Source organism: Amycolatopsis sp. NPDC043885, from assembly GCF_056435685.1.
The window spans coordinates 93,977-104,621 of the sequence record NZ_JBWKEA010000019.1 but is presented as its reverse complement, the minus strand read 5'-3'; the positions used below and the strand labels follow the sequence as shown (position 1 = coordinate 104,621).

Sequence of the window (10,645 nt, the reverse complement as noted above, 5' to 3'; positions counted from 1 at the left end):
TCCCGGCTTTTCCCGGCCGACTGACTTGCTCCACCCCCCTTGAAAGGGTCGGGGGGAGGGGGGGGGGGGGGGGGGGGGGGGGTGGGGTTTGGGGTAAAACCCAAAACCCCCCCCCACGACCCGCTGGACCGGTGCCGCCACGTGCGATAGCTCCACTCCAGGAACCGTTCCACCCCGCGGACGACGTGGGCGCTGCGGATCGAGGGGAAGACGTCGAAGGCGTGCTGCGCGCCGGAGATCTCCGCGTACGCGACCTCACGCTGGGACTTGTCCCGCAGGCGCCGCACGAATTCGCGGGCCTCGCCCACCGGCACCAACGAGTCGTGGACGCCGTGGATGACGAAGAACGGCGGCGCGTCCTCGGTGATCCGGTCCAGCGGTGACGCCGCGATGTAGTCGTCGAGGAAGTTCACCGGATCCCGGTCCGCCTCGAAGACGTGCCGGGCGATCAGCGTCTTCAGCCGGGCCTGGCTGGAGCGTCGTCCGCTGGTCGCGGCGAAGTCGTACACGCCGTAGTGCGGGGCGCACGCCTGGATGCTCGTGTCGGCTTCGGTGAAGCCGGGCTGCAACGCCGGGTCGTTCGCGGTCAGGGCCAGTAGCGCGGCGAGATGCCCGCCCGCGGAACCGCCGGTGACGGCGACGAACGACGGGTCGCCGCCGTAGGACTCGGCGTTGTCGCGGATCCAGGCCAGCGCGCGTTTCGCCGCGACGATATGCGCGGGCCAGCGGGCGGCGGGGGAGAGCGGGTAGTTGATCGCGATGCAGATCCAGCCGCGTTTGGCCATGTGCAGCATCAGCGGCAGACCCTGCTGGTCCTTGTTGCCGATCACCCAGGCGCCCCCGTGCACCTGCAGCAGGATCGGCGCGCCGGTGACCGGTTCGCGCGGGGCGTAGACGTCGAGCAGGAACCGTTTCCCGCCGGGCGCGTAGGCGACGTTGCGGGTCCGCCGGACGTCGGGGTCTCGCATGCGGAACGGCATGGCCAGCTGGCCCCACGGCGTCGCGAGGTCGGTCGGGCTCGGCGGGTGCTCGAGTTCGTCGGCGTAGGCCTCGCCGATGCCTTCGGTCAGCGCGGTCTCGATCTCGCCGCGGGCCCGCTGGGACTGCGCGATCAGCGTGCCGAGCCCGGCCGCCGACGCCGCCGCGAGGGCGAGCCCGGTCTTGCTCGACCCGCCCCGGTGCCGGGCGACATGCGCCGCCGCGTCGGCGGCGGTGAGCGCGAGCAGATGCGGAGCGAGTTCCCCGGTGAGCCAGCCCGCGAAGAACGCCGGAATCGCCGTCCGGGCACCTCTCGGCGGCTTCAGCGCGTTCGCGGTGAGCGCGAGCTGGAGTGCCTGACGGACGACGAAACTCGGCTGCATGGGCACCCATCCTACCGCCGGGTGGCCGCCTAGAACCTGTTGCAAAGTTCACTTAAGGTGATTCTTATGCAGAGATTGAGTGGTCTGGACGCGAGTTTTCTCTACCTGGAGACACCGGCCCAGGTACTGCACGTGTGCGGGCTGCTCACCTTGGACGGTTCGACCATGCCCGGCGGCTACGATTTCGAGCGCTTCAAGGAGAAACTGGCCGAACGGGTCGAGCTGATCCCGGCGTTCCGGCGCAAGCTGCACAATCCACTCTGGAATCTGACGCATCCGGTCTGGGTCGAGGACGAGGACTTCGACCTCGAAGCCCACGTTCACCGGATCGGCGTACCCGCGCCCGGTGACCGGCGGGAACTGGCCGGACTCTGCGCCCACATCGCGGGACAACGACTGGACCGCGCACAGCCGCTCTGGCAGTTGTACGTCATCGAAGGCCTGGCTGACGGCGGGATCGCGGTCCTGTTGAAGATGCATCACGCCAGTGTCGACGGGGTCGGCGGCGCCAGCCTGATCACCTCTCTCGCCGGGCTCGACCCGGACGCCCCGCCGCCGGAGATCGCACGGGACGAACGCCGCAACGGGGGCGTTCCCGGCAGACGCGCGCTGTTCGGCGCGGGGCTGACGTCGTTCGCGAAACGCCCGGCCGAGCTGGTGAAACTGCTCCCCGACCTGCTCGAACTCGTGCCGAGATGGCTGGGTAAAGCGTTGCAGGGCAAGGGAATGCCGGTCCCGTTCACGGCGCCGCGCACGTCGTTCAACGGGACGATCACCGCGCATCGCAGTGTCGCCTATTCCTCTCTCGATCTCGACGACGTCAAACGAATCAAGAACGCCTTCGGGGTGACCGTCAACGACGTCGTCCTCGCCGTGGTCGCCGGCGCGCTGCGGCAGTTCCTGCGAGATCGGGGCGAGCTGCCGGAGGATCCGCTGGTGGCGACCGTGCCGGTGTCGGTGCACGGCCGGACCGAACGCGAGCACGGCAGCAACAAGGTCTCGGCGTTCTTCGCGTCGCTGCCGACCCATCTCGACGACCCCGCCGCGCGGCTGTTCATGCTCGCGGAATCCAACCGGCTGTCCAAGGACCACCACCACGACATCGACGCGGACATGCTCCAGGACTGGGCGCAGTTCTCGGCGGCGACCATGTTCGGCCTCGCGGTGCGCGCGTATTCCGCGCTGCGCCTGGCCGAACGGCATCCGGTGGTGCACAACCTGGTGGTCTCCAACGTGCCGGGGCCGCCGATGCCGCTGTACCTGCTGGGGTGCCGGATCACCGGGCTCTACCCGCTCGGCCCGGTGTTCCACGGCGCCGGGCTCAACGTCACCGTGCTGTCCAACGCGGGCAGGGTCGATGTCGGCCTGCTCGGCGCCCGCGAACTCACCGGTGATCTGTGGCCGCTCGCCGACCACTTCCCCGACGCGCTCGCGGAACTGCTCAAAGCCACCTCCTAGATCCTCACCCCTTGCCGTCACGGCTCCTTCCGGTTAAGACTAGAACAGGTTTCAATATTGTGCCCGTTCGCCCCGGTGAGGAGCCAGTGTGGACTTCCAGTTCGACGAGACACAGACCGAGGTCACCGCGCTGGCCGCGCGTGTCCTCGGCAAGGAGCGCGAGCCCGCGGACACGTGGCGCGCGCTCGCCGACGCCGGTCTGCTCGCGCTGGCGCTGCCCGCCGAACTCGGCGGTGACGGCCTCGGCGTCGCCGAGGTCGCCTTGGTGCTGACCGAACTCGGGCGCGTCGCCTCGCCGACGCCCGCGCTGGCGTCGCTGGCGTTCGGAGTCCTGCCGGTCGCCGCGCTCGGTGGCCCGGACCAGCGCTCGGCGCTGCTCCCGCCGGTCGCCGCGGGCGAAGCCGTGCTCACCGCCGCCCTGCACGAGCCTTCCGCGCCGTTCACCACCCGGCCCGCGACCGTCGCGGAGTCGGCAGGCGACTGGGGCCTGAGCGGCGTCAAGATCGGCGTGCCCTTCGCGGCGGAGGCGACCCGGATCCTGACGCCCGCCTCGTTGCCCGGCGGCACCGGCGTCTTCCTGGTCGATCCCCGCGCGGACGGCGTGACGCTGACCCCGACGAGAACCTCTTCCGGCACACCGGATTACACGATGACGCTCGATTCGGTGACCGTCACCGACGCCGATCTCCTCAACGGGCACGGCCCCGGCGAGTCGATCGCGACGCTGCACCGGTTCGCGCTCGCGGGCGCCGTGGCGTTCGGCGACGGGCTGCTCGCCGGCGCGCTCGCGCTGACCACGAAACACGTCGGCGAACGGGAGCAGTTCGGGCGTCCGCTGGCGGCGTTCCAGGCTGTGGCGCAACAGATCGCGGACGTCTACGTCGCCTCGCGGACGGTCCAGCTTGCCGCGCGGTCGGCGGTCTGGCGGCTCGCGGCGGGGCTCGACGCCGAGGCGGAGCTCGACATCGCGGCGTACTGGCTGGCGGGCGAGGCGCCCGCGGCGCTGGCCGTCTGCCATCACCTGCACGGCGGGATCGGCGTGGACGAAACGTATCCGCTGCACCGGTTCTCGTCGGCGGTCAAGGATCTGGGACGAACGCTCGGCGGCGCCTCGTATCGGCTGGCCGGTCTGGGCGAACTGGTGGCGGGGTGAACCGATGCTGATCGAACTGACCGCGGCGCAACACGAGTTGCGCTCCGAACTGCGGAAGTACTTCGCCGGGCTCGTGAGCGCCGACGAGCGGCGCGCGATGCTGCGGGAGCGGCACGGCCCGGTGTACCGCGAGATCGTGCGGCGGATGGGCCGCGACGGCTGGCTCGGCGTCGGCTGGCCCGAACAGTACGGCGGCCGGGGTTTCGGCGAGATCGAGCAGCACATCTTCGTCGACGAGGCGGCCCGCGCCGACGTCCAGCTGCCGTCGGTGACCTTGCAGACCGTCGGGCCCACGCTGCAGGCGTTCGGCACCGAGGAGCAGAAATCCCTGTTCCTGCCCAAGATTCTCGCCGGCGAGGTGCATTTCGCCATCGGTTACACCGAGCCCGACGCGGGAACGGACCTCGCCGCGCTGCGCACGACAGCGGTGCGCGAGGGGGACGAGTACGTCGTCAACGGCCAGAAGATCTTCACCACCGGCGGGCACGACGCCGACTACATCTGGCTCGCCGTGCGGACCGCGCCGGACGCGCCGAAACACAAGGGGATCTCGATCCTCATCATGGACACCCGCGATCCGGGCTATTCGTGGACGCCGATCATCACCTGCGACGGCGCGCACCACGTGAACGCCACCTACTACTCGGACGTCCGGGTGCCCGCGAACATGCTGGTGGGCAAGGAGAACGAAGGCTGGCGGCTGATCACCACCCAGCTGAACCACGAACGCGTCATGCTCGGCCCCGCCGGGCGGATCGGCGGTCTCCACGACCGCGTCCGCGAGTGGGCGGCGTCCAGGAAGGCGCCGGACGGCACGCCGTTGCTCCAGCTGCCCGACGTCCGGGCCGTGCTCGCGGAAACCCTGGCGACCGCCCGGGTCAACGAACTGCTGAACTGGCAGGTCGCGGCGTCGTCGGCGACCGGGCCGGTGGCGGTGGCCGACGCGTCGGCCACCAAGATCTTCGGTTCCGAACGCATCCAGCGGCTGGCCAGGAGACTGGAGGAGATCGTGGCGCGACACGGCGACCAGGCCGACGCCGAAACCGCGGAACTGGCGCTGTGGCTGGACGTGGTGGCCAAACGCAATCTGGTGCTGACCTTCGGCGGCGGCGTCAACGAGATCCAGCGCGAGCTGATCGCCACCGCCGGGCTCGGCTTGCCGAGGGTGCCGCGATGAGCATCCAGGAAGCGGCCGCCCGCATCGCCACACGCGGGGAATCCGCGCCGAGGGCCGCGCGCGACGCGGTCAACCAGGCGATGGTGAACAACTGGGTCGAAGCCATCGGCGACCGCAATCCGGTGTACGTGGACGAAGAGTTCGCCACCAAGAGTGTCCACAAGGGACTCGTCGCGCCGCCCGCGATGGCGCAGGTGTGGACGATGGGCGGGCTGCACTGGACGAGGGCGTCGGACGATCCGCTCGGCGCGATGATGGAGGTGCTCGACGAAGCCGGGTTCACCTCGGTCGTCGCGACGAACTCCGAGCAGAACTACTTCCGCTACCTCCGGCACGGCGAACGGGTCGAAGCGACCGCGAAACTCGAGAGTGTCGTCGGGCCGAAACGCACCGCGCTGGGCGAAGGCTGGTTCGTGACGACGAAGACCACCTGGTACGTCGGCGACGAGGCCGTCGCGGACATGGTGTTCCGGGTGCTGAAGTTCCGCCCGCCGGGAGCCGAGCCCGCCAAGGCGGCCGCCCCGGTACTGCGACCGGTGATCAGCAAGGACACCGAGTTCTTCTGGGCAGGACTGCGTGACGGGGAACTGCGGATCCAGCGATGGGGCGAGACCCTGCGTCATCCGCCCGGTCCGATGCCGCCGGACGGCGACCTCGGCGCGAAGCCGGATTACGTCGTCGCGTCCGGCCGGGGCACGGTCTACAGCTACGTGGTGCACCACCATCCGAAGGTCCCCGGCAAGGATCTGCCGTTCGTGGTCGTGCTCGTCGAGCTGGAGGAAGGCGTCCGGGTGATGGGCGAGCTGCTCGACGCCGATCCCGAAACCGTCCACATCGGACTCCCGGTAGAGGCGGCTTTCGTGAAGATCGATGAGGAACTGACGCTGCCGGCTTGGAGGGTCGCGCGATGAAGGACTGTTCGGTCGGCACCGAGCTGCCGCCGCTGACGATCGAAGCCACCCCGACGTTCGTGGTGAGCACCGCGCTGGCGACCCGGGACTTCCAGGACGTCCACCACGATCGCGACGCCGCCGTGCAACGCGGGTCCAAGGACATCTTCCTCAACATCCTCACCGACACCGGCCTGGTGCAGCGGTTCGTCACCGACTGGGCGGGGCCGGAGGCGTTCGTGCGGTCGATCAAGATCCGGCTCGGCGTGCCCTGTTACGCCTACGACACGCTGACCTTCACCGGACGGGTGACGGAGCGGGACGGCGACGACGTGGTGGTCTCGGTGTCCGGTGTGGACAGTCTCGGTGAGCACGTGGTGGGCACCGTGGCGCTGACGCTGGGAGGCGAGTGATGACCCTGTCCGGTCGGGCGGCCATCGCCGGTATCGGTGCCACGGAGTTCTCGAAGGATTCCGGGCGCAGTGAGCTGCGGCTGGCGGCGGAAGCGGTATCGAGCGCGGTGAAGGACGCGGGGCTCACTCCGTCCGATGTGGACGGTCTGGTGTCGTTCACCATGGACGGCAACAGCGAGATCGCCGTCGCGCGGGAACTGGGCATCCCCGAACTCAAGTTCTTCAGCCGGATCCATTACGGCGGCGGGGCCGCGGCCGCGACCGTGCAGCAGGCCGCGATGGCCGTCGCGACCGGGGTCGCGGACGTCGTCGTCGCGTACCGGGCGTTCAACGAACGGTCCGGCATGCGGTTCGGGCAGGTGTCCTCGGCCGCGGCGGGGCAGGTGAACTCCTCCGGCGTCGACAACGCGTTCCACTACCCGATGGGGATCGCGACCCCGGCCGCGACCGTCGCCATGCTCGCCCGGCGGTACATGCACGAGTACGGCGCGACCAGCGAGGATTTCGGCAAGGTGGCCGTCGTCGACCGTGCCCGCGCAGCGACCAACCCCAAGGCGTGGTTCTACGGCAAACCGATCACGCTCGAAGATCATCAGGCCTCCCGCTGGGTCGCCGAGCCGTTGCACCTGCTGGACTGCTGCCAGGAGAGCGACGGCGGGGTCGCCCTGGTGATCGTCAGCGCCGAGCGGGCGCGTGACCTGCCGCACCGGCCTGCCGTGATCGCGGCGGCCGCGCAGGGGAGCGGGCCGGACCAGTACGTGATGACCAGCTACTACCGTGACGATCTCCCGGCGCTGCCCGAAATGGGTGTCGTGGGACGGCAGCTGTGGGAGCAGTCCGGGCTGGGGCCCGGCGACATGGACCTGGCCGTGCTGTACGACCATTTCACCCCTTATGTCCTGATGCAGCTGGAAGAACTCGGTTTCTGCGGGAAGGGCGAGGCCAAGGACTTCATCGGCGGCGGAACCCTGGAACTCGACGGGAAACTCCCGCTCAACCCGCACGGCGGGCAGCTGGGGGAGGCCTACATCCATGGGATGAACGGGATCGCCGAGGGCGTCCGGCAGCTCCGGGGCGGCGCCGTCAACCAGGTCGACGGGGCGTCACGGGTGCTGGTGACCGCCGGTACCGGCGTCCCCACGAGCGGACTGATCCTGACCGCGGGCTGACATCACCTCAATGCCCGATGGTGTACTAGAGCGGTACCTGCCACGGTGAAAGGGTTACCGGCCGGGAGGTGCCATGTCCGGACCAATCGTCGTCGCGTGGACCCTGACCGCGGTGTTCGCCGCGCTCGTCCTGCCCTGCGTGCTGAGACTCGTCCGGTTGGACTACGGCAGGCAGGGCGCGGCGGTCCGCAACGGCGACCTGGCCGAACTGCTGCTCGTCGTCGCCATGGTCGCGATGCTGTCCCCGGTCGGTGGCCCGATCCCGGCGGCGGGCTGGCAGGCGGTGCTGGCGCTGACCGCGGGCTGGTTCGCCGTCTCGTGGTGGAAGGGGCGGCGGTCCGGGCACGCCTCGTGCGGGCACCACGCCGTCTCCGCCACCGCGATGCTGTTCATGGTGACGTTCATGCCGCACAGCGAGGTCACCCACGGGCCGTGGCTGGTGATGTCCGGCCCCGGTGGCACTTCGGCACTGTGGCTTTCGCTGATCTTCGGTGCCGTGGCCGCGTATTTCGCGGCGGACGCCGTGCGCGCGGGGGTACTCGCGGCGCGGGGCGCGGAAGAATCCGGTCAGATGTCGCGGCGGGTGTGCCGGGTGATCATGGGGCTGGGGATGGGCTACATGCTGCTGGGCGCCGCCGTCTGACCTCTGGGGTGTGTCGCGAAGGCCACTTACGAGACCGGGACGCGGCGCACGACGCCCGCCTCGGCGGTGCCCACGTCCGGCAGGCCCTCTGCCGGGTTGTCCGCGGCCCACTTCGCGGCGTTGGCGATGTCCTTGTTCAGCGCGACGATCAGCGCTTCCGACGACGGGTACGCCTCCTGCTCGCGCAGGTGGTGGCCCAGCCAGACGGTCAGCACCTCACCGTAGAGGTCGCCGCTGAAGTCGAGCAGATGCGCCTCGACGAGCCGGTAGCCGTCCGCGCCGTAGTAGGTCGGCCGCCTGCCGACCGAGACCGCCGCCGCGATCCGGGTGCCGTCGGCGCGTTCGGCCCAGCCCGCCCACACTCCGTCGCCGACTTGGCCGTCTTGGTCGCGCAGCGCGATGTTGGCGGTCGGGAAGCCCAGCTCCCTGCCCCGCTGATCGCCCTTCTCCACCTGGCCACGGACCACGAAGTACTCCGCCGTCATGCCACTCCCGTCCCCTGCCGTCACGAAAGCCATGAATATCATGCCTCGCAGCCGCGGTCGACCGCCGTTCACGTCGCGAGAGGCGTCCACTGTGTACTGAATCATCTGGAGGAACCCGCGTCCGCGCTCTACCACCGCGATCGCGGGGCCTTCGGCCGGAGCGGGTTCATGCGTATAGCCCTTTGCCTGGGGCATCTCAGCTCCGCCACCTGGCTGAATCACGTGGTGACGAGCCGGTACCCGAGGTCGAGTTCCGTCCGGCCGAGGAGGCCGACGTGATGCCGGTGCCAATGCCCGTCCGCGAGATCGGCGCGCAGCCGCTCGACCGCCGTCGCGACGACGTTCTGGTCCAGCAGCGCCACCCCGGACATCCCCGCACGCACGCGCTCGGACAGGTAGGCCTCGGGCCTGCGCCAATACGCGCCGAGGAACCCGTCGACGCAGTCCGACGGCACCGGCAGCGGAACCACCGTGGGAGTCTGCCCTGCCGCGGTCAGTTCCTCGACGACCCTGTCGAGACAGGCCAGCCTGCTTTCGTGTTCGGCGATCTCCGGCAGGTAGTCCCGCACCAGCCAGAACCGCGCGAACACCGCCTGATCCCAGGTCACGATCACCTGGCGGCGGGACACGCGTCGCAGCTCGGCCAGCCCGGCGGTCACGTCCGTCCAGTGGTGCACGGTCAGCACCGCCAGGGCGGCATCGAAGGCACCGTCGGGGAAAGGCAGCCCTTCCGCGCACGCCTGCACGGCCGGGGCCGCGGTGGACGCACGCTGCGCGATCATCCGCCGCGACGGCTCGACGGCCACCACGTCGCGGTCTTCCGGCTCGTAGGAACCGGCTCCGGCCCCGACGTTGACCACCGAGCGCGCGTCGCCGAGAGCGGCGGTGACGGCGGCGGCGATGCGGGGATCCGGGCGTCTCGATCGCGCGTAGTCCCGGCCGAGTTCGGCATACGGGTCCGAGATCAAGGGGCGCACCTGCCCGAGTCTAGCCAGAGCCGCTACCTGCGGGAACGATGATTCAGTCTGTCGTGGTCAAGAAAGTGTCGGAAAGGACGGGAGCCTCGTCCCGGTCCGGTGCCGTGGTGGTGATCAGCAGCCCGGCGGGCTCGCGCCAGACCCGGGTCCGCAGCGGTTCGCCCGGGAAGACGACGCCGGCGAACTTGGCCGAGAACGACGCGACGCGGGCGGTGTCGCCGTCGAGGAATTCGTCGGTGACGGCCTTCGCGATGACGCCGTAGGTGCACAGGCCGTGCAGGATCGGCTTGTCGAACCCGGCCGCCGCGGCGAACGCGGGATCGGCGTGCAGGGGGTTGCGGTCCCCGCAGAGCCGGTAGAGCAGCGCCTGCTGCGGCAACGTCGGCGTGTCGATGACCGCGTCCGGATCCCGCGACGGCAGCTCGACGCGGTCGGACGGGCCGCGCTCGCCGCCGAAACCCCCTTCGCCACGGGCGAAGATGCTCGACCGCAAAGTCCACAGTGGAGTGCCGTCCGAGTCGGTGGCGACCGTCTCGTTCACGATCACGGCCGCCTTGCCCTTGTCGAAGACGTCGACGATCCGCGTGCGCGCCACGGCCTTCCCCGAGACCGGGATCGGCCGGTGCGCGATCACCTCCTGCTTGCCGTGCAACACTTTCCCGAGGTCGACCTCGACACCGGGGAACGAGACCGCGGGCGGCTCGAACACGCGCAGGTTCGCCGCCACGGTGGCGAACGTCGGCAGCACCTGGAGGCCGTCCTCGTAGGTGTAGCGCAGTTCGCGCGGGCTCGCCGGATCCGCGCCCGCACCGAGCGCCAGGTGGTAGAGCTGCACGTCCGACGGGGTCCAGGCGAAGCTCACCTCGCCGAGGTCGGCGCCGATCGCGACCGAGGGATCGATGGGCACGGAGACTCCTCA

10 protein-coding genes and 1 pseudogene are annotated in these 10,645 nt (G+C 70.1%); 7 read left to right on the top strand and 4 right to left on the bottom strand.

Annotated elements, in window-relative coordinates; genetic code table 11:
* Positions 1-119 precede the first annotated feature (119 nt).
* Positions 120-1,361: pseudogene (locus tag AC069I_RS36630) on the bottom strand (alpha/beta hydrolase fold domain-containing protein); the annotation flags it as partial.
* A gap of 66 nt (positions 1,362-1,427) precedes the next feature.
* Between AC069I_RS36630 and AC069I_RS36625 the strand changes: the two are divergent.
* From AC069I_RS36625 to AC069I_RS36595, 7 genes are all read left to right on the top strand, one after another.
* Entirely contained in the window at positions 1,428-2,819 is a 1,392-nt protein-coding gene (locus AC069I_RS36625) for a WS/DGAT/MGAT family O-acyltransferase (protein WP_478267423.1), read from the top strand.
* 88 nt (positions 2,820-2,907) lie between these two features.
* Positions 2,908-3,972, top strand: coding sequence for an acyl-CoA dehydrogenase family protein (locus AC069I_RS36620; RefSeq protein ID WP_478230588.1), 1,065 nt, complete (start codon positions 2,908-2,910; stop codon positions 3,970-3,972).
* 4 nt (positions 3,973-3,976) lie between these two features.
* Positions 3,977-5,149, top strand: a complete 1,173-nt coding sequence (locus AC069I_RS36615; RefSeq protein ID WP_478230587.1) for an acyl-CoA dehydrogenase family protein — start codon at positions 3,977-3,979, stop codon at positions 5,147-5,149.
* The gene (locus AC069I_RS36610; RefSeq protein WP_478230586.1) at positions 5,146-6,060 is read left to right on the top strand and encodes a bifunctional MaoC family dehydratase N-terminal/OB-fold nucleic acid binding domain-containing protein; all 915 of its coding nucleotides are present in this window, start codon (positions 5,146-5,148) and stop codon (positions 6,058-6,060) included. The genes AC069I_RS36615 and AC069I_RS36610 overlap by 4 nt, the downstream gene beginning before the upstream one ends.
* The gene (locus tag AC069I_RS36605) at positions 6,057-6,452 is read left to right on the top strand and encodes a MaoC family dehydratase (protein WP_478230585.1); all 396 of its coding nucleotides are present in this window, start codon (positions 6,057-6,059) and stop codon (positions 6,450-6,452) included. Before AC069I_RS36610 ends, AC069I_RS36605 begins: the two co-directional genes overlap by 4 nt.
* On the top strand, positions 6,452-7,621 hold the full coding sequence (locus AC069I_RS36600) for a lipid-transfer protein (RefSeq protein ID WP_478230584.1): 1,170 nt from the start codon (positions 6,452-6,454) through the stop codon (positions 7,619-7,621). Before AC069I_RS36605 ends, AC069I_RS36600 begins: the two co-directional genes overlap by 1 nt.
* A 73-nt stretch (positions 7,622-7,694) precedes the next feature.
* Positions 7,695-8,264 (top strand): DUF5134 domain-containing protein, encoded by a 570-nt coding sequence (locus tag AC069I_RS36595; RefSeq protein WP_340685124.1) that lies wholly within the window; start codon positions 7,695-7,697, stop codon positions 8,262-8,264.
* A 26-nt stretch (positions 8,265-8,290) separates the two neighbouring features.
* Here the strand turns inward: AC069I_RS36595 and AC069I_RS36590 are convergent, their stop codons facing one another.
* From AC069I_RS36590 to AC069I_RS36580, 3 genes are all read right to left on the bottom strand, one after another.
* On the bottom strand, positions 8,291-8,749 hold the full coding sequence (locus AC069I_RS36590) for a riboflavin kinase (protein ID WP_478230594.1): 459 nt from the start codon (positions 8,747-8,749) through the stop codon (positions 8,291-8,293).
* A gap of 218 nt (positions 8,750-8,967) precedes the next feature.
* On the bottom strand, positions 8,968-9,717 hold the full coding sequence (locus AC069I_RS36585) for a class I SAM-dependent methyltransferase (protein ID WP_478230593.1): 750 nt from the start codon (positions 9,715-9,717) through the stop codon (positions 8,968-8,970).
* Positions 9,718-9,769: 52 nt separating this feature from the next.
* Positions 9,770-10,633, bottom strand: a complete 864-nt coding sequence (locus AC069I_RS36580) for a MaoC/PaaZ C-terminal domain-containing protein (protein WP_478267422.1) — start codon at positions 10,631-10,633, stop codon at positions 9,770-9,772.
* Positions 10,634-10,645: the final 12 nt, after the last annotated feature.